This is a genomic window from Pseudomonas phytophila, assembly GCF_025643095.1.
Classification (GTDB): domain Bacteria; phylum Pseudomonadota; class Gammaproteobacteria; order Pseudomonadales; family Pseudomonadaceae; genus Aquipseudomonas; species Aquipseudomonas quasicaspiana.
In genome coordinates, this window is record NZ_CP081201.1 from 72321 (window position 1) to 91822 (window position 19502).

Sequence of the window (19502 nt, forward strand, 5' to 3'; positions counted from 1 at the left end):
TTAGGGTTGCAGCAATAAATCCACATCAATCCGTCAAAGAGGATTAGACATGAGTGACATGGATAAGCAGGTTTCAGCTACGTCGGTAGACGTTAAGCCTGAGGCCGAAACTTCCGACGTAGCGCTGGCTCACATTGTTGAAGGCTTCAAACGTTTTCGCTCTGAAGTTTTTCCTGAGCAGGAAGAACTGTTCAAGAAACTCGCAACGGCCCAGCAGCCGCGTGCCATGTTCATTACCTGTGCCGACTCCCGGATTGTGCCGGAGCTCATCACCAACAGCTCGCCTGGCGACCTGTTCGTGACGCGTAACGTCGGTAACGTAGTCCCGCCATACGGTCCTATGAACGGCGGTGTTTCCACCGCTATCGAATACGCCGTCATGGCGTTGGGTGTGCACCACATCATCGTCTGCGGCCACTCCGACTGCGGCGCCATGCGCGCTGTACTTAACCCGCACACGCTGGAAAAAATGCCGACGGTCAAAGCCTGGCTGCGACACGCCGAGGTCGCCCGTACTGTGGTTGAAGACAACTGCAGCTGCACCGGCGAAAAAGAAACGATGCACGTCCTCACCGAAGAGAACGTCATCGCGCAACTTCAACACTTGCGTACTCACCCATCAGTAGCGTCGAAGCTGGCCAGCGGCGAGTTGTTCATCCATGGCTGGGTGTACGACATCGAAACCTGTGGCATCAAAGCCTACGATGCCGAAAAAGGTCGTTTCCTGGAGTTGGATGGCGACCATCCGACACCGGTTGCCACGCCGAAGTCTCGCTACTAAAAACGCGACTTTCACCTCGTTCAGACACCTGACGGTGCGCTACCAGCGCGCCGTGAGGCGTCGTCACGTCTGAAGAATCCCGGAGAGTCATCATGGGCCTCGCTCAATTGAAATCCGTTTTGCCCAGAGAGCTTCTCGCTTCCGTAGTCGTTTTTCTGGTTGCATTGCCCCTGTGTATGGGGATCGCTATCGCTTCCGGTATGCCACCGGCCAAAGGACTGATCACCGGCATCATCGGCGGCCTGGTGGTGGGTTGGTTGGCAGGCTCACCGCTGCAAGTCAGCGGCCCGGCTGCAGGCCTTGCGGTCTTGGTCTTCGAGGTGGTCCGCGAGCACGGCATGGCCATGCTCGGTCCGATCCTGCTGCTGGCGGGTGTGCTGCAAATCCTTGCCGGGCGCTTCAAGCTCGGTTGCTGGTTCCGCGTCACAGCCCCGGCGGTGGTCTACGGCATGCTCGCCGGTATCGGTGTGCTGATCGTGCTCTCTCAGGCGCACGTCATGTTTGATGGCGGGCCCAAACCGTCCGGCCTGGATAACCTCGTTGCCTTCCCTTCTACCCTGATTCAGGCGATCGGCCCGGGCAGCGGCATGCAGGCCGGAGCTCTCGGTCTGGGTACGATTCTGGTGATGTGGGTGTGGGACAAGTTTCGTCCTCAGTCGCTGCGCTTCGTTCCGGGCGCCCTGCTGGGTGTCGGCCTGGCAACCTTTGCCAGTATCGCTTTAGTGATGCAGGTAAAGCGTGTGGAAGTGCCGGATAACCTGGCTGAAGCCATCGACTGGTTGCGTCCTGCCGACCTGATGAACCTTGCTGATCCAGCGATTCTGATTGCTGCCTTTGCGGTCGCTTTTATCGCCAGTGCCGAAACCTTGCTCTCGGCAGCCGCAGTAGACCGGATGCATGACGGACAGCGCTCGGACTTCGATAAAGAGCTGAGTGCTCAGGGCGTCGGCAACGTGCTGTGCGGTCTGGTAGGCGCATTGCCGATGACGGGCGTGATCGTGCGCAGCTCCGCCAACGTTCAGGCAGGTGCCAAGACACGTATGTCGGCGATGTTCCACGGCCTGTGGTTGCTGGCGTTCGTGTTGCTGCTGTCCAGCGTGCTGCAAAGCATTCCGGTGGCGAGTCTGGCGGGTGTGTTGGTGTACACCGGTTGCAAACTGGTGGACCTCAAGGCGTTTCGTGGCTTGGGCCGTTATGGCCGGATGCCGATGTTCACCTACGCGGCTACCGCTGCGGCGATCATCTTCACCGATCTGCTGACAGGTGTGCTGGTCGGTTTCGGTCTGACCCTGGTCAAACTGGCGCTGCAAGCTGCGCGTTTGAAAATCAACCTGGTGCCCACCGACGTTGAAGGCGAGTTCGAGTTGCGCATGGTCGGCTCCGCTACCTTCCTGAAAGTCCCGGCGCTGACCAAGGTGATGGAGACTATTCCGGCGGGCAGCAAGGTTTATGTGCCGATGAGCAACCTGAGCTACATCGACCATTCCTGCCTTGAACTGCTGGAAGAATGGGGCCGCGCCAACGCTGCTCAGGGCTCGCGTTTGATCATCGAGCCACGGAGATTGAAGCGCAGGCTGGAAGGTCGGTTGACGACAACTACCGGGATCGGGTCAGCTGCTTCGCAAAGCTAATGTGGGTTGATTGTTGGAGCGAGGCTTGTCTGCGATAAGGCCAGACGCGATTCACCGAGAATCTGCGGTGCTCTTATCGCGGGCAAGCCTCGCTCCCACAGGGGGGCACCCGGTATTGCGGGTAACTCTTAACCTCTATCCAGGGCCAGCCCAAGCCCCAGCTGGCGCGACAGGCACGGCCAGCGTTTCCATGCGGCTTCGGTGTCCGGGCTGCTCAGGCGGTCGCGGTAGGCTTCCACGGATTCCAGCTCAAAGCTTTCCTCATCAAGCAACTGATCGACAGCGTGATGCACCGCTTCGTCCAACTGGTTGGCGAACGACTCACCAATCAATTGGTGGGCGATAACGCTGGCGACCACGGTATTGGACGGGATCAGCGGGCGGGCGAAATGCTTGATGTATAGATCATTCACTTCCTCAACCAGACGATGCGCCAAATAGGCTTCATCCAGCAGGCTGTCGAGGCCCTCGTGGCCGTCCATGATGGCGGGTGGTGCTGTGAAGAAGTGCTCGGCGATTTTCAGCACCGGTTTGATCTGCCCTTCGATGCCCGCTTCAACGGCAACCTCATGAGCCGCGTCCAGCAAGTCCGGCACCAGATCGATATAGGCGGTGACAAAACGCGTCAGCACGCCGCGCGCATCGACTTCCGGCAGATGAATGGCAGGGTGCAGGTGCGGTAACTGAGTTTCAAGTTGACGCAATAACTGGCCGGTCTCGGCCTCGTGTTGATGCGCACGTTGTATCTGCTCGCGCAAAGCGGCGGTGTTCATGAATGCTCCTGAGGATGGAAAACCAGGGTACGGATAGGGGGAGACCATACGTTAGCCTGCCTGAACGAAAGGCTAAGACGTTTTTGTCATAACAGGTTCACATATATGTGTATTGGCTATTAAAAGCGCCATTTGCGCCACTATTGCCTCTTAAATTTTTGACGCGGCAACTCGCGGCCGACATTTTCCGGATTTTTCCAGCGCGTTGCACGCCTACGGTGCTTGTCTATACTCGGTTTTTGGCAGTGCTGATGGTCATCGGGCGCTGTTCGACATCTGGAGTCATGGCTGCGTCGCGACGTCTCGGTCCATCAACTCATGGCGCGTATTACACCTTCACCAGGCTGACTGTATTGGTATGAATGCCCCCCGTTTTTCCAAGTCCCAGATCGTCCGCCTGCTGCTGGTGATTATCGTCATGTTTGCTCTCGGCGTTTCTGCTGTTCCGCTGTTCAATGGTGCGTCTCGGGTATTGGGCATTCATGGCAACGCTGGCGATGATCAGCGCTCGCAACGGGTCGATGAAAGCCGTCAGGTACGGGTGAAGTTCCTGTCGTCCAATGCCGTGAACATGGTGTGGGGCTTTTACCCTAAAGCCGATCAACTGGAAGTACATCCCGGCGCTGTTAACGACATGTGGTTCATCGCCCAGAACCCCACAGACCAGCCCATGACAGCTCAGGCAGTGCCGAGCATCTCGCCAGGCTCCGCAGCGGCGTACTTTCACAAGACCGAATGCTTTTGCTTCACCCAGCAAGTGCTGCAGCCGGGTGAACGTGTCGAAATGCTGGTTCGTTTCATCGTCGACTACGACTTGCCGAAGGATATCGAACAGCTAACCCTGGGGTACACCTTGTTCAACGTGACCTCCAGCAAAACGCCTGCCTCGAAAAGCGGCGGCTAGCTGTTGCTGGAGGTATCGTGGTCTCTTCCTGATTCGGGCGTCCGTGCTGTAACGTGGCACGCCATTGCAATCTGCGCTCCGCCACCACAAGACCCATTACTGCTGATCTCATGACTCGAACCCAGAAAACCGTTTTCATCCTGGTCGCCCTCGTCGCTTTGATTTTGGGCTATGCCGTCAATCGTGCGTTGTCTGGCAACAGCGCTAGTGACCAGACCGCTTTGATCGATGCCGGGATTATTCTGCTGCCCCAAAGCCGCAAGCTGCCAGACCTGACCATGACCAATCAGGACGGCCAGCCAGTGCAGGTCAACGGGTTCAAGGACAAGTGGACGCTGTTTTTTTTCGGCTACACCTATTGCCCGGACATCTGCCCCACCACTCTCGCCCAGTTGCGTCAGATCAAGAGCGAGCTACCGCAGGAGACGTTGAGCAAATTGCGAGTGGTGCTGGTCAGCGTCGATCCCAATCGCGACACACCGCAGCAGCTCAAACAGTATCTGGGATATTTCGACAAAGACTTCGTGGGGTTGACGGGGAGTGTGCCGGATATTCAAAAGCTGGCCAACGGAGTAAGCATTCCGTTTATTCCGGCCGATACCAGTAAACCGGGCTACACCGTGGACCATAGCGGCAACCTTGCGTTGCTCGGGCCAGACGGCAATCAGCGTGGGTTCATTCGTGCGCCGTTCAACAACCAGAAGCTGCTGGCGCAGTTGCCGGGGTTGTTGGAGCGGGAGTGAGTACCGGAGTTTACTGACACCGCGCAATCCTATGTGGGAGCAGAGCTTGCTCGCGATAAGGCTGGACGCGATCTAAAGTGAGCCGAGTCCAGCCTTATCGCGAGCAAGCTCTGCTCCCACATATGTTTGCAGCGTGAAAGTGCGGTGATTCAGCTTAAAAAGCCGGAACCACTGCGCCTTTGTACTTCTCCGCGATGAACGCTTTCACTTCCGGGCTTTGCAGGGCAGCAACCAGCTTCTTGATGGCGTCCGCATCCTTGTTGGCCTGAGTCGTCACGAGAATGTTGGCGTAAGGCGATTCGGCGCCTTCGATGATCAGCGCGTCCTTGGTTGGATCAAGCTTGGCAGTCAGCGCGTAGTTGGTGTTGATCAGCGCCAGGTCTACCTGAGTCAGCACGCGTGGCAGCGTAGCCGCTTCCAGCTCGCGGAACTTAAGGTTTTTCGGGTTCTGCAGCACGTCACTCGGTTTGGCGAGGATGCTGGTTGGGTCTTTCAGGGTGATCAAGCCGGCTTTGGCCAGCAACAGGAAAGCGCGGCCTTCGTTGGTGGCGTCATTAGGCAGCGCAACCATGGCGCCGTCCGGAAGCTCGGCCAGAGTTTTGTACTTGTCCGAGTAGGCACCAAACGGCTCTACGTGAACCTTGGCCACGCTGACCAGATCAGTACCTTTACCTTTGTTGAACTCATCCAGGTACGGCTGGTGCTGGAAGAAGTTGGCGTCCATGCGCTTCTGCTCGACTTGCACGTTAGGCTGCACGTAGTCATTGAAGACCTTGATTTGCAGGTCCACGCCTTCTTTGGCCAGGGTCGGCTTCACGAATTCGAGAATCTCGGCATGCGGTACGGCACTGGCCGCAACGGTCAGGGTTTCATCAGCGTGTGCAGACAACGCAGCAACAGCAGCAAATACGGCCAACAGCTTCTTCATACATCAACTCCTTTGAGAGCCCGCCAATCTGGCGGGCTATTGCCGACGGGTATCGGCCAAAAACTAGCGGTGGGAAAAGTGCGCGACCAGTTTGTCGCCAATGGTTTGCAGGATTTGCACCAGCACCAGCAGCAATACGACCGTCACAAACATCACATCGTTCTGGAAACGCTGGTAACCGTAACGAATCGCCAGATCGCCCAGCCCGCCCGCGCCGACGGCACCCGCCATGGCGGTGAACGACACCAGCGCAATCGCCGTAACGGTAACAGCGGCCAGGATGCCGGGGCGAGCTTCAGGCAACAGCGCCTTGACGATGATCTGCCGCGTGGTGGCGCCCATTGCCTGAGTCGCTTCGATGATGCCGCGATCCACTTCACGCAGCGCGGTTTCCACCAGACGTGCAAAGAACGGCGTGGCGCCCGCGATCAGCGGTGGCAACGTGCCGAGGATGCCCAGCGTGGTGCCGGTGATGATCTCGGTCACGGGCATCATCACGATCAGCAGGATGATAAACGGCAAAGCCCGCAGCAAGTTGACGATTACCGCCAGCACTGAGTACAGGCCTTTGTTTTCGAGCAACTGGCGTGGCGACGTGAGGAACAGGATCACACCCAGTGGCAAACCGAGCAGCACGGTAAAGCCCAGAGACACAACGAGCATGTTCAGGGTGTCGAGGGTAGCGATCCAGATCTCGGCCCAATCGACATTGGGGAATAAAGTCAGTAGAGCGTCCATCAGCGCAGCACCTCCATATGAACATCCGCGGCGGTGAAGCGAGCGAAGGCGGCGTCTATGTCACCGCCGGTGATGGCCAGCGTCAGCTGCCCGTAAGGCGTGTCCTTGATGCGATCGATGCGCCCGGCCAGGATGCTGTAATCCACACCGGTTTCTCTCGCGACAGTACCGAGCAGTGGCGCGTAGGTCGCCTCACCCTGGAAGGTCAGACGCACGATGCGGCCTTCGACGTGGGCGAAGTCATCGCGCTGTTCGTTTTCATCGATCTGCTCGTGTTCCTGAACAAAGCGCTTGGTGGTCGGATGCTGCGGGTGCAGAAACACATCGGCGACCTTGCCCTGCTCGACGATCACGCCAGCGTCCATGACCGCGACGTGGTCGCATACGCGACGGATCACGTCCATCTCGTGGGTGATCAGGACGATGGTCAGCTTCAGCTCGCGGTTGATCTCGGCCAGCAGTTGCAGGACCGATGCGGTGGTTTGCGGGTCCAGCGCGCTGGTCGCTTCATCACACAGCAGGATTTTTGGCTTGGTCGCCAGAGCGCGGGCGATGCCGACACGCTGCTTCTGCCCTCCGGACAATTGCGAAGGGTATTTCTTCGCGTGGTCGGACAGGCCAACCCGTGCCAACAGTTCTGCCACGCGCTGATCGATCTCGGCGCGGGACATATCACCGGCCAGGGTCAACGGCATGGCGACGTTGTCGGCCACGGTTTTGGAGGACAGCAGATTGAAGTGCTGGAAGATCATCCCGACCTGCTGGCGGAAACGCCGCAAGCCATTGGCATCAAGGGCGGTGACGTCTTCGGCGTCGACGATGATCTGTCCGCCGCTCGGGGTTTCCAGGCGGTTGATCAGGCGCAGCAGGGTGCTTTTGCCAGCCCCTGAGTGGCCGATCAGGCCGAACACCTGACCGTCTTCGACGCGCAGGCTGGTAGGGTGCAGGGCCGGAATTTCCTTGCCTGCCACCCGATAGGTTTTATGGACGTTATGGAACTCGATCACTTAGCGAACCTTGTGGGGGCGCGGTAAAAATTCAGCGCAGCGGCAGGACGCACACCGGCTGATTGGCATCGGCTGGATAGGCCGGGCGCGCATTTTAGCCTGTCCGCCGGAATCGATTTAGCATTTATTTCATAACAGACCTGTGTAAATGGAATAAGGCGATGGGTGGCAATGATCTGGATTTCCTGTGAGAGAGCCCCGGTGTCCCTGACGTCACGCTGTCGCGAAGCAAGTGGAGACCTGTAGGAGCGCGCTTGGTCTGGGCCGCATCCGGACGATTCGGTCTGTCAGTCGATGAATGTATCGTCTCTGCTGACGTAATCGTCCGGATGCGGCCCAGACCAAGCGCGCTCCTACAGATGGAAGTGTTCCGAATCAAATAGTTGTAGTTTGTCTGAGAGGAGCAGAGCTTGCTCGCGATAAGGCTCCGCAAATATCAGGCATATCTCATCCAGTCTTATCGCGGGCAAGCCCTGCTCCCACGGGAAATCGCTCCAGTCGGAGCACCACCCGCCCGATCTTCAAAAAAAACACGGAACGCCTGTTTATCTCCTCAGTCACTTTCTTAGTGCCGTGATTTCCCCAGACTCGATTTCGGGGATTTCTGTTTATAAGCCCGATGCCAGTTCTGGCTACAGGGCAGCCTGTAATTGAGGAGTTTTTTTCCAATGGCTACGAAGAAACCAACGACCACGCCAGACCCGTCGAAAAGTGAACTCGCAGGAACCGATACCCCGGACCGCAGCAACACCAACGCCAAGCTGGAAAGTCTGGAGCAGTTCCGCTCTGACGCGACCCAGCAGGCGCTGCGCACCAACCATGGTGTGAAGGTCTCCGACAACCAGAACACCCTGAAGGCCGGCGATCGTGGTCCGTCGCTGCTAGAAGATTTCATCATGCGTGAAAAAATCACGCATTTTGACCATGAGCGTATCCCTGAGCGTATCGTCCACGCCCGCGGCACCGGCGCGCATGGCTACTTTCAGGCTTACGAAGATCACGCCGCGCTGAGTAAAGCGGGCTTCCTGCGTGACCCGGCCAAGCAAACTCCTGTGTTTGTGCGCTTTTCCACCGTGCAAGGCCCGCGTGGTTCCGGCGATACCGTGCGTGACGTGCGTGGCTTCTCGGTGAAGTTCTATACCGATGAAGGCAACTACGACCTGGTTGGCAACAACATGCCGGTGTTCTTCATTCAGGACGCCATCAAGTTCCCGGACTTCGTTCACGCGGTCAAACCTGAGCCGCATAACGAAATCCCTACCGGTGGTTCCGCTCACGACACCTTCTGGGATTTCGTCTCGCTGGTGCCTGAGTCCGCGCACATGGTGCTGTGGACCATGTCCGACCGGGCGATCCCGAAAAGCCTGCGCACCATGCAGGGTTTTGGCGTGCACACGTTCCGCATGATCAATACCGAAGGCAAATCGTCCTTCGTAAAATTCCACTGGAAGCCTAAATTCGGCGTTTGCTCGCTGGTGTGGGACGAAGCGCAGAAGCTGGCCGGTAAAGACACCGACTTCCATCGCCGCGATCTGTGGGAATCCATCGAAACCGGTGATTACCCTGAGTGGGAACTGGGCGTGCAAATCGTTGCAGAAGAAGACGAGCACAAGTTCGACTTCGATATTCTGGACCCGACCAAAATCATCCCGGAAGAACTGGTACCCGTGACGCCGCTGGGCAAAATGGTGCTCAACCGCAACCCGGACAACTACTTCGCCGAAACCGAGCAGGTCGCGTTCTGCCCTGGTCACGTCGTGCCGGGTATCGACTTCTCCAATGACCCGCTGCTGCAAGGTCGTCTGTTTTCCTACACAGACACCCAGATCAGCCGTCTTGGCGGACCGAACTTCCACGAAATCCCGATCAACCGCCCTATTGCGCCGAACCATAACGGCCAGCGCGACGCTCAGCACCGCACAACCATCGACAAGGGCCGCGCTTCTTACGAGCCGAACTCGATTGATGGCGGCTGGCCGAAAGAAACTCCGGCTGGCCCGGTAGATGGCGGCTTTGAGACCTATCCAGAGCGTATCGAGGCACACAAGGTTCGTCAGCGTAGCGAATCGTTCTCCGATCACTTCTCGCAAGCCACGCTGTTTTTCAACAGCATGAGCCATGCCGAGAAAGAGCACATCATCGCGGCGTACAGCTTCGAGTTGGGCAAGGTTGAGCGCGAACACATTCGTGCCCGTCAGGTGAACGAGATTCTTGCCAACATTGATCTGGAATTGGCCGCTCGTGTCGCTGCGAACCTCGGTCTGCCTGCGCCAACGGCTCCAACCGTGCCGTCGAAGAAGCAATCGCTTGCAGAGTCCCCTCTGCTTAGCCAGATGAACCTGCTATCCGGCGATATCGTGTCGCGCAAAGTGGCGATTCTGGTTGCCAACGGTGTGGACGACAAAGCTGTCGCGGCCATGAAAGCGGCGCTGGAAGCTGAAGGTGCTCACGCCAAGGTGCTTGGTCCGACTTCTGCGCCGGTGAAAACCGCCAGCGGTGCGAGCCTGCCGGTTGATGCCTCCATGGAAGGCTTGCCTTCAGTAGCGTTCGACGCAGTGTTCATTCCAGGTGGTGCTGCTTCGGTGACCGCGCTGAGTGGCGACGGTGTCGCGCTGCACTACGTGCTCGAGGCGTACAAACACCTCAAGGCGATTTCCGTGAGTGGTGAGGCCAAACAGATCATCGATCTGCTGCATCTGGACAAGGATGCGGGGCTGCTGGAAGTGTCTGACAGCAAGTCGTTCAAGCCTTTCTTCACTGCGATAGCCCAGCACCGTGTCTGGGATCGTGAGCCGAAGGCTAAAGCGATTCCTGCTTGATACGAAAAGGCGCCATGGATGGCGCCTGGCTGAGAAACCCCTGTAGGAGCGCGCTTGCCCGCGATAGCGTTAGATCAGTCGATACCTATTTTGACTGGTACACCGCCATCGCGGGCAAGCGCGCTCCTACACAGACTGTGTGAAAACTACTGCAGGCTGGGCACCTTCGGTGCTACGCGCACAATACTGCGTTAAAAACAGGCGAAAAATGCTCATTTAGAACACTAGAGTCGGACGCGACCCCGGCCGTTTTTCGCCTGTTTTTGCCTTGTCTTGCCGTCGCTCGCTACGTTTTCACACAGTCTGTACAGCAGTCGTCTTTCTATGCGCTTATTGCTGTGCAGGCTTCAGAACCACTGTCGCCGTCTCATTGCGCTCAATCTTGCGGCGCAGTTCCAGTTCAAAATCCGGATTGATCTTGTTCACCCGTTTGGTCAGCAATGTGGCCAGCCATGGGTAATCGTCTGTGCGCGGCACTTGTAGCAGGACGATGCAGTTAAAGGCAACGGTATCGGCAGCAATCGCATCCAGCTGGCGACGTAATTGCGCCATATCGCCGATCATGAGCTTGATAGTCGTGCTTTCTGCCGACGGATCAATCAGTTTGGCAACGCGCTTGGCTTCAGCCGCTTTCAACTCTGCTTCAGCCTGATCCAGCTCGGCTTTACGAGCGTGGGCGATGGCGCCGTTGACGCCACTGGTCAGTGCGGGTGCCTTAGGCATCAAGGCCCTTGCGCGGCTCAAGGCCGTGGCGGCAGCGTTGACGTCACCCTTCTGCAAGCCAATCTGGCTGCGGCTCAAATACGCTTCGGCCAGACGACGCTGGAACGGCTCCAGACGAATGTCCGTTGGCGCTGCAGCTTGCAGTTTGGCCAACTGATCTTCGGCAGTGGCCAGTTCATTGCTGGTAATACTTTGCTCGAGCTGTGCGAAGCCGTCTGCCTCAGTTGCAGGCACGGGCGCTTCGACTGTTGGCGCGCTTTGACAGGCTGCCAACAGGACGGAAAATGCGGCAAGCAACAGATAACGTGATGCGAACGGCTTCATTCCTGCGATTCTCTAATTGCGCAAAAAACGAGCAAGTCTACACCGCTCGTTTGGGTAGGACAAAACTCAGCAGGAACAATGCCGCTGCTGAAACCACAATTGAAGGCCCTGCCGGGGTGTCCTTGAACCAGGACATCGACAGCCCCAGACACACGGCCACTATGCCCAGCACGCTTGCACCGAGCGCCATCTGTTCCGGCGAACGGGCGTGACGCTGTGCCGCAGCAGCCGGAATGATCAGCAGCGATGTAATCAGCAGAACGCCGACGATTTTCATCGCCACAGCGATCACCACCGCGATCAACAACATCAGCGCCATGCGCAAACCGGCAACGGGCAGGCCTTCGACCTTCGCCAGCTCTTCGTGCACGGTAACTGCCAGCAGTGGGCGCCAAAGTGCTATCAGTAATACCAGCACTGCCAGTGATCCGCCAAGGATCCAGATCAGATCATTGGGGCTGATCGCCAGCAAATCGCCAAACAGATACGCCATCAGGTCAATCCGCACGTCGTGCATGAAGCTGAGCACCACCAGCCCGAGAGACAACGTGCTGGGCGCAAGAATCCCCAGCAGGGTGTCCGAGGCCAGCGGCTGACGTTGCTGCAAGGTCACCAGCAGGATCGCCAGCAGCAGGCAGCCGACGGTCACTGCAAGCGTCGGGCTGACATCTAGCAAGAAACCCAGCGCGACGCCCAATAATGCAGCGTGAGAAAGCGTATCGCCAAAATAGGCCATGCGTCGCCAGACCACGAACGAACCCAGCGGTCCCGCGACAAGTGCCAGAGCCAGGCCAGCAAGCAAGGCGTAGAGAAGAAAATCAGCCATGCTTGCAGCTGTCTCCGTGAACATGTGTATGGATGTGGCCGACCGAATCGGCGGCGCCCTCGACGACTTCCCCATGCAAATCATGGGCGTGGTCGTGATGGTGGTGATAAATCGCCAGGCTTTGCGCGTTCTTGCCGAACAGCTCGACGAACGCCGGGTCGTGACTGACTTGCTCCGGATGCCCGGAACAGCAGACGTGGCGGTTCAGGCAGACCACTTGATCCGTGGTGCTCATCACCAGATGCAGATCGTGGGAAACCATTAGCACTCCGCAGCCATGGCGGTCACGCAGGCGGGTGATCAGGCTGTACAGCTCGGCCTGCCCGGCAACGTCTACGCCTTGCACGGGTTCATCCAGCACCAGCAATTCCGGTTCGCGCAAAAGGGCGCGAGCCAGCAGGACGCGCTGCATCTCACCGCCGGAAATACCTTGCAGAGGGCTGTCGATGACCTTTTCCGCGCCGACTTCAACCAGCGCAGCCAGTGCGGCTGCGCGGTCCACACCAGGGACCAGACGCAGAAAGCGCAGCACTGACAACGGTAGCGTCGGGTCAACGTGCAGCTTCTGCGGCATATAGCCGACGCGCAGCTTGGGTTTGCGCCAGACACTGCCGGTGTCCGGCTTGAGCAAACCCAGCACGGCACGCACCAGCGTCGTCTTGCCCGCGCCATTAGGGCCTATCAGGGTGACGATTTCCCCAGGCTTGACGCTCAGATGGATGTTTTCCAGCACATTCTGCCCGGAAAGGGCGACGCCAACGTGCTCAAGCTTGATCAACGCGTTGCTCATCAGGCGGCCTTGCAGCCGGAACACACCCCGACGATTTCCACGGTCTGACCTTCGACCGCGAAGCCGACGCCAGCGGCCGCAGTGATCACGGAATCGCTGATGGCCGGGCTTTGCAGCTCGATGGCGGCGTTACATTCACGGCAAATCAGAAACTGGCCTTGATGCACGTGAGTCGGGTGGTTGCAGCCGGTGAAGGCGTTCAGCGAAGCGATGCGATGCACGAGGCCGTTTTCCAGCAGGAAATCCAGCGCCCGGTAAACGGTAGGCGGCGCAGCACGGCGGCCGTCTTCTTCGCTGAGCACGGCGAGAATGTCGTACGCGCCCAATGGCTTGTGGCTCTGCCAGACGAGCTCCAGCACGCGACGGCGCAGGGCAGTCAGGCGCAGGCCTTTCTGGGCGCACAGCGTATCGGCTTCGGAAAGCGCGGTATGCACGCAATGGGAGTGGTCGTGAGGGCGACTGGCCAGCGGTGTAATAGGCATGAGCGGAGACGATATTTGCTAGAGACGTTATTATGTTACCCGTTCTAGCCTTCTATGAGTGGCCCACGTGTACCGTCTTTTTGCTCTATTTGTCGCTTTAACCGCAAGTTTGCTGACAATTTCCCCGGTTCAGGCCGATGTCCGCGTCCTCACCAGCATCAAGCCATTGCAGCTGATCGCGGCGGCTGTGCAGGACGGTGTTGGTAAGCCAGAGGTGCTTTTGCCGCCTGGGGCGTCGCCACATCACTATGCGCTGCGGCCATCCGACGTACGGCGCGTGCAGCAATCGGATCTGCTCTACTGGATCGGTCCGGACATGGAAGGCTTCCTGCCTCGTGTCCTGAAAAACCGGACTTTGCCGGTCGTTGCGGTGCAATCCCTGCCGGGCTTGAAGTTGCGTCACTTCGGCGCTGACAGTGCGTCGCACGAGGAAGGCGATGAGCATGGCCACGACGAGCATGATCATGACCATCGTCCCGGAAGCCTGGACGCCCATTTGTGGCTGTCCTCGGTCAATGCCCGGGTTATCGCGGCAAAAATGGCCACTGACTTGAGCGCTGCCGATCCAGCCAATGCTGCGCGGTATGCCAGTAACGCGAAGGCTTTCAGCGCGCGTCTGGACGCGCTGGATGCACGAATCAAAGGCCGGGTAGCCGGAATCGCTGGCAAGCCGTACTTCGTTTTCCATGAGGCTTTCGATTACTTCGAGGACGCTTATGGCCTCAAGCACGCGGGCGTGTTCAGCGTTGCCGCCGAGGTTCAGCCGGGGGCTCAGCATGTCGCTGCCATGCGTGCGCGTTTGACCGAAGTAGGCAAGACCTGTGTGTTCAGCGAACCGCCGTTGCGCCCACGCCTTGCCGAGACCCTGACGGCCGGATTGCCCGCAAAACTGGCTGAGCTGGATGCATTGGGCGGTGATACCCCCGCAAACGCGACCGGGTATGAGCTGCTGCTGAACAAGCTGGGGGATGATCTGGTGGGGTGCCTGGAGTCGCTTTAATTTTTCATTGTGGGAGCGAGGCTTGCCCGCGATAAGGCGAACCTCGTTCTGATATTTAGAACTGCGGTGCCTGAATCGCGGGCAAGCCCAGCTCCCACAGGTTCTATGCCATCCCGTAGGACCGGCTTTAGCCGGGAGGACGTCCGGGCATTCGCTATATCTCTATTAGGCGGAAATACCGCTGCTCCGGCTATTAACTTCTTTTTGTGGGAGCGAGGCTTGCCCGCGATAAGGCTAGCCTCGTTCTGACAGTTATGACTGCGGTGTCTGATTCGCGGGCAAGCCCAGCTCCCACAGGTTTATGCCATGCCGTAAGACCGGCTTTTAGTCAGGAGGGCTTAGGCATAAATACCGCTCTCACGTCTAAAACGGAGCTCTGCCAGTCCAGTCCTACAACGCAAACGGCAGCGGCAAATGCGTTTCCTGCCGTTGTTCCAGACGCTTCTGAAACTCCATCGGATCATGGATCAGCACGTCTTGCCCTGCATTGGATTCCGCTGCAATCAAGCGTGACAGCCAGAAACGCACGCAGCCAACGCGCAGCAGGGTCGGCCACAATTCGGCTTCAGCCGCTGTGAACGGCCGCAACCCGGCGTAGGCACCCAGCAAGGCCCGCCCGCGTGGTGCGTCGATCTTGCCCTCTTCGTCCGAACACCAGTCATTCAAGGCGATAGCCAGGTCATAAAGCATCGGCCCGGAGCAGGCGTTGTAGAAGTCGATCAACCCGGTCAGGTGCGTGCCTTCGAACAGCGCGTTGTCGCGGAACAGGTCCGCATGCAGATTGGCCTTGGGCAACGCCATGATCTTCGGCTTCAAACGTTCGATTTCTTCCAGCGCGGCTTTGAGCAATACGCCGGGAGCTTCCTCCAGATGAGAGATCAGGGTTGCGCCTTCAGCCAGCATCCAGTCCAGACCGCGATCAGTCTTGCGCTCCAGTACCTTGTCGCGGGTCGCCAGGTGCAGATGACCCAGCAACTCGCCGATTTGCACGCAATGCTGCGTGTTCGGCGCGCTGATGTGCTTGCCGGGCAGGCGTGGTTGCAGCAGCGCCGGTTTGCCTGCCAGCTCGCGCAGTGCCGCGCCGTCCGTGGTGCGCAGGGCATACGGCACCGGCAAATCAGCCTCGTGGAGCGTGTCCAGTAACTCGATGAAGAACGGCATTTCCTGAACCGGACCCCGTTCCACGAGGGTTAGCACGAACTCACCCTGCTCCAGGCTAATGAAGTAGTTGGTGTTTTCGCTTCCGGCGGCAATGCCTTGAAAGTCACGTAAATGGCCTAGCCCGTAAGGGGCGAGAAATGTTTCCAGCTCGGGCCGAGCCAGGGGGGTAAATACGGACATATCAGGGCTGCCAGCAAAAAAGGTGAATGTGCGACCTTACCACTCGAATATTTTCCACGATGGAATCAGCATATCCGGTTGGTCTGAACGAATGAAATTGGCGTCTGTACCATCGGCGCGCACCAGAAAGTAAGGTTTACCGCCTTTCGGGGTGATCTTGATCGCATACAGGAAGCCGTTCTGGCGATACTCCTGAATCGTTCTGTCACCTTCGGTGCGGATTGTAACGTCCGGGTCTCCTGACGGTGCCTCATCAGCAGCAACGGCAATGAGCGGGCAGAGTGTAAACAGGCCGGCCAGCAACAGGCGATTTGTTGTGCGCATGATAACCTTGTCCCTTTGTCGTCAATGGTCCTCGCATTCTAGCGCCGACCCCGCCGAAAAGGTTGATTCTGCTCATGAGCCAAGCTCCCCTCGTCCTGGTGGACGGTTCTTCTTATCTGTACCGCGCTTTTCATGCGCTGCCGCCGCTCGCCACGTCCAAGGGTTTGCCCACGGGTGCCGTGAAGGGCGTTCTGAATATGCTCAAAAGTCTGCGTCGGCAATACCCGGACAGCCCGTTCGCGGTGGTGTTCGACGCCAAAGGCGGTACGTTCCGAGACGACCTGTACGCCGAGTACAAAGCCAACCGGCCAAGCATGCCGGACGATTTGCGCGTGCAGATCGATCTGCTGCACGCCTGTGTGAAAGGTTTGGGCTACCCGTTGCTGTGCGTTGACGGCGTCGAAGCTGACGACGTCATCGGCACACTGGCGCGCAGCAGCGCCGCAGCGGACCGACCGGTAATCATTTCCACCGGCGACAAGGACATGGCGCAGTTGGTCGACGGGCACATCACGCTGGTCAACACCATGACCGGCAGCGTCCAGGACGTGGCGGGCGTGAAAGAGAAATTCGGCGTCGGCCCTGAGCACATCATCGATTACCTGGCGCTGATGGGCGACAAGGTCGATAACATTCCAGGCGTGCCGGGCGTTGGCGAAAAGACCGCCGTAGGCCTGTTGGTCGGTGTGGGCGGCGGCCTGAAAGAGCTTTACGAAAACCTCGAAATGGTCGCAACGCTGCCGATCCGTGGCGCGAAAACCCTGGCTGCCAAACTCGAAGAGCACCGGGCGATGGCGTTCCTGTCTTACGAGCTGGCGACCATCAAGATCGACGTCCCGCTGGATATCGAGCTGGATCAACTGCACTGCACCGAGCCTGATCGTGAAGCGCTGCTTGAGCTTTACGCCGAGCTGGAATTCAAAAGCTGGATCGAAGACCTGCACCGTGATGCCAAGCGTGTTGGTCTGGAAATCGCCATCGAAGAAGCTCCTGCCCCGGCAGAGTCCCGCTACGAAACCATCCTTGAGCAGAGCCAGCTCGACGTTTGGCTGAAAAAGCTCAACGGCGCCAAGCTGGTGGCGTTTGTGACCCAGAGCAACGGCCTGGACGCCCAGCGTGCGCAACTGGTGGGCTTGTCGTTTGCCGTGCAGGCGCACGAAGCCGCTTACATCCCGCTGACCCACTCCTACATGGGCGTGCCGCAGCAACTGGATCGTGATCACGTACTCAAGCAGCTCAAACCGCTGCTGGAGGACCCGAGCAAAATCAAAGTCGGTCAGCACGCCAAGTTCGATATCAATATCCTCGCTAACTGCGCCATTGATGGCGATCAGAGTCAGGGCATTGAAGTTCAGGGGCTGCTGTACGACACCATGCTCGAATCCTACGTGCTGGATTCCACCGCTACCCGTCATGACCGCGAAAGCCTCGCGCTGAAATACCTGGGGCATGCCGCCGGGAATATTCAGGACATTGCTGGCAAGGGCGTGAAGCAACTGACGTTCGACCAGATTTCTCTGGAGCTGGCTGCGCAATACGCAGCTCAGGAAGCTGATATAACGCTGCGCTTGCACGAAGCGCTTCAGGCGAAGCTCGCTGCGATCCCTAGCCTGGCCCCGGTGCTCAATGAAATTGAAATGCCGCTGGTGCCCGTTTTGGCGGGTATCGAACGCCAGGGTGCGCTGGTGGATGCCAAGCTGCTGGGCATTCAGAGCGTTGAGCTGGGCGACAAGATGGTTGCCCTTGAGCGCGAGGCGTTCGAGATTGCAGGGGAGGAATTCAATCTGGGATCGCCGAAGCAGTTGGGCGTGATCCTGTATGAAAAACTCGGCATGCCGGTTCTGAGCAAGACTGCCAAAGGCCAGGCCTCGACTGCCGAAGCGGTGCTCGCTGAATTGGCCGAACAAGGTTTTCCGCTGCCAACGGTGTTGATGAAGTACCGCTCGATGAGCAAGCTCAAGAGCACTTACACCGACCGCTTGCCAGAGCAGATCAACCCGCGCACCGGTCGCATTCACACCTCCTACCATCAGGCGGTGGCGGTGACCGGGCGCTTGTCTTCCAGTGATCCAAACCTTCAGAACATCCCGATCCGGACCGCCGAAGGACGCCGCATTCGTCAGGCGTTTGTCGCACCCAAGGGCTACAAACTGCTGGCGGCGGACTACTCGCAGATCGAGCTGCGCATCATGGCTCACCTGGCTAAGGATGAAGGTTTGCTACACGCGTTTCGTAATGACCTGGACGTTCACCGGGCAACGGCGGCAGAAGTGTTCGGCGTTGAGCTTGAGGCAGTAACCACCGACATGCGCCGCAGTGCCAAGGCGATTAACTTCGGCCTTATCTACGGCATGAGCGCTTTTGGTCTGGCCAAGCAGATCGGTGTTGATCGCAAGCAGTCTCAGGCCTATGTGGATCGCTATTTCGCCCGTTACCCGGGCGTGCTGGATTACATGGAGCGCACTCGCACGCAGGCCGCTGAACAGGGTTTCGTAGAGACCATCTTCGGCCGTCGTCTGTATTTACCGGACATCAACGCCAAGAACCAGGCCTTGCGCAAAGGCGCCGAGCGCATGGCAATCAACGCGCCGATGCAGGGCACGGCGGCAGACATCATCAAGAAGGCTATGGTGGCGGTAAACGGCTGGCTGGAGACGTCGAAGCTTGACGCCAGAGTCATCCTGCAGGTTCACGATGAACTGGTACTGGAGGTTCGCGAAGACCTCGTCGAGCAGATCAGCGAGCAAATCCGCCCGCACATGAGCGGCGCGGCTCAGCTGGATGTTCCGTTGCTGGTCGAGGTCGGTGTGGGCAATAACTGGGACGAGGCGCACTGACCAGGCGCTGGGCCGGGGCAAGCACGCGATCTCCTGTTGGAGCCGAGCTTGGTCTGGGCGGCATTCCGACGAAGAACGGTAACGCGGTGTGTCTGAAGGGCCGAGGCGTCTGCATCGCGGGCAAGCCTCGCTCCCACAGGGGTTACGCTGTCTGTGGGAGCTGGGCTTGCCTGCGATGAACGATACGCGGTGTGCCTGACCGACCGAGGCGTCTGATTCGCGGGCAAGCGCGCTCCTACAGGGATCACGCTGGATGTGGGCGCCCGGCTTGCCCGCGAAGAACGGTAATGCGGTGTGTCTGACAGGCCGAGGCGTCTGCATCGCGGGCAAGCCTCCCTCCAACAGGACAGAGCTGTCTGCACAAAGGCTATCGGAGAATTTCCGCGGGCCAGGAACTTACGCCTCGAAACGCCGGTCAGAGAACTCGATTGGCTGAGAAGCCAGTCATGCTCCTAGTTGTGTTAAGTGTTGGCAGATATCCGGCTTCCCTCCATGGAAGTCTGGAACTTGAACCCCGAACTTCCCCTCCCC

At 58.5% G+C, this 19502-nt stretch carries 17 protein-coding genes; 7 read left to right on the forward strand and 10 right to left on the reverse strand.

Going from position 1 to position 19502, the window contains the following annotated elements; translation table 11 throughout:
• Nucleotides 1–49 precede the first annotated feature (49 nt).
• Both K3169_RS00355 and K3169_RS00360 read left to right on the forward strand, forming a co-directional pair.
• On the forward strand, nt 50–781 hold the full coding sequence (locus K3169_RS00355) for a carbonic anhydrase (RefSeq protein WP_027898489.1): 732 nt from the start codon (nt 50–52) through the stop codon (nt 779–781).
• 92 nt (nt 782–873) lie between these two features.
• Nucleotides 874–2412 carry a SulP family inorganic anion transporter gene (locus K3169_RS00360; RefSeq protein WP_231674843.1) on the forward strand — a complete coding sequence of 513 codons (1539 nt, stop codon included), beginning with the start codon at nt 874–876 and terminating at the stop codon, nt 2410–2412.
• 128 nt (nt 2413–2540) lie between these two features.
• Here the strand turns inward: K3169_RS00360 and K3169_RS00365 are convergent, their stop codons facing one another.
• Nucleotides 2541–3185, reverse strand: a complete 645-nt coding sequence (locus K3169_RS00365; RefSeq protein WP_027897974.1) for a hypothetical protein — start codon at nt 3183–3185, stop codon at nt 2541–2543.
• Between the two features lie 358 nt (nt 3186–3543).
• Between K3169_RS00365 and K3169_RS00370 the strand changes: the two genes are divergently transcribed.
• Nucleotides 3544–4089 carry a cytochrome c oxidase assembly protein gene (locus tag K3169_RS00370; RefSeq protein WP_099270347.1) on the forward strand — a complete coding sequence of 182 codons (546 nt, stop codon included), beginning with the start codon at nt 3544–3546 and terminating at the stop codon, nt 4087–4089.
• A gap of 110 nt (nt 4090–4199) precedes the next feature.
• The gene (locus tag K3169_RS00375) at nt 4200–4832 is read left to right on the forward strand and encodes an SCO family protein (protein ID WP_231665505.1); all 633 of its coding nucleotides are present in this window, start codon (nt 4200–4202) and stop codon (nt 4830–4832) included.
• A 154-nt stretch (nt 4833–4986) separates the two neighbouring features.
• Here K3169_RS00375 and K3169_RS00380 read toward each other — a convergent pair whose 3' ends face one another.
• From K3169_RS00380 to K3169_RS00390, 3 genes are all read right to left on the reverse strand, one after another.
• On the reverse strand, nt 4987–5760 hold the full coding sequence (locus K3169_RS00380) for a MetQ/NlpA family ABC transporter substrate-binding protein (RefSeq protein WP_231674840.1): 774 nt from the start codon (nt 5758–5760) through the stop codon (nt 4987–4989).
• 63 nt (nt 5761–5823) lie between these two features.
• Nucleotides 5824–6498 (reverse strand): methionine ABC transporter permease, encoded by a 675-nt coding sequence (locus K3169_RS00385; protein ID WP_099270238.1) that lies wholly within the window; start codon nt 6496–6498, stop codon nt 5824–5826.
• Nucleotides 6498–7505, reverse strand: a complete 1008-nt coding sequence (locus K3169_RS00390) for a methionine ABC transporter ATP-binding protein (protein WP_027902802.1) — start codon at nt 7503–7505, stop codon at nt 6498–6500. The genes K3169_RS00385 and K3169_RS00390 overlap by 1 nt, the downstream gene beginning before the upstream one ends.
• Nucleotides 7506–8173: 668 nt before the next feature.
• Between K3169_RS00390 and katE the strand changes: the two genes are divergently transcribed.
• Nucleotides 8174–10324: a catalase HPII gene (gene katE, locus K3169_RS00395; protein WP_263269451.1), complete on the forward strand. Its 2151-nt coding sequence runs from the start codon at nt 8174–8176 to the stop codon at nt 10322–10324.
• Nucleotides 10325–10654: 330 nt separating this feature from the next.
• On the opposite strand, the gene K3169_RS00400 is transcribed toward katE, so the two are convergent.
• From K3169_RS00400 to K3169_RS00415, 4 genes are read right to left on the reverse strand one after another with little or no spacing between them, the layout of a single operon-like run.
• A complete protein-coding gene (locus K3169_RS00400) occupies nt 10655–11371 on the reverse strand; it encodes a PA5502 family lipoprotein (protein ID WP_263269452.1) in 717 nt (238 codons plus the stop codon).
• A gap of 37 nt (nt 11372–11408) precedes the next feature.
• Nucleotides 11409–12197 (reverse strand): zinc ABC transporter permease subunit ZnuB, encoded by a 789-nt coding sequence (znuB, locus tag K3169_RS00405; RefSeq protein ID WP_231674838.1) that lies wholly within the window; start codon nt 12195–12197, stop codon nt 11409–11411.
• Nucleotides 12190–12987, reverse strand: a complete 798-nt coding sequence (gene znuC, locus K3169_RS00410) for a zinc ABC transporter ATP-binding protein ZnuC (protein ID WP_027902798.1) — start codon at nt 12985–12987, stop codon at nt 12190–12192. Before znuC ends, znuB begins: the two co-directional genes overlap by 8 nt.
• Entirely contained in the window at nt 12987–13469 is a 483-nt protein-coding gene (locus K3169_RS00415; RefSeq protein ID WP_027902797.1) for a Fur family transcriptional regulator, read from the reverse strand. The genes znuC and K3169_RS00415 overlap by 1 nt, the downstream gene beginning before the upstream one ends.
• Nucleotides 13470–13536: 67 nt before the next feature.
• Here K3169_RS00415 and K3169_RS00420 point away from each other — a divergent pair, with 67 nt between their 5' ends.
• Nucleotides 13537–14469 carry a zinc ABC transporter substrate-binding protein gene (locus tag K3169_RS00420; protein WP_406644876.1) on the forward strand — a complete coding sequence of 311 codons (933 nt, stop codon included), beginning with the start codon at nt 13537–13539 and terminating at the stop codon, nt 14467–14469.
• 390 nt (nt 14470–14859) lie between these two features.
• Here the strand turns inward: K3169_RS00420 and K3169_RS00425 are convergent, their stop codons facing one another.
• Together K3169_RS00425 and K3169_RS00430 are read right to left on the reverse strand one after the other, a co-directional pair.
• Nucleotides 14860–15810 (reverse strand): homoserine kinase, encoded by a 951-nt coding sequence (locus tag K3169_RS00425; RefSeq protein ID WP_263269456.1) that lies wholly within the window; start codon nt 15808–15810, stop codon nt 14860–14862.
• Between the two features lie 36 nt (nt 15811–15846).
• Entirely contained in the window at nt 15847–16134 is a 288-nt protein-coding gene (locus K3169_RS00430) for a DUF2782 domain-containing protein (protein ID WP_027902794.1), read from the reverse strand.
• Between the two features lie 74 nt (nt 16135–16208).
• Between K3169_RS00430 and polA the strand changes: the two genes are divergently transcribed.
• On the forward strand, nt 16209–18971 hold the full coding sequence (gene polA / locus K3169_RS00435; protein WP_263269458.1) for a DNA polymerase I: 2763 nt from the start codon (nt 16209–16211) through the stop codon (nt 18969–18971).
• Nucleotides 18972–19502: the final 531 nt, after the last annotated feature.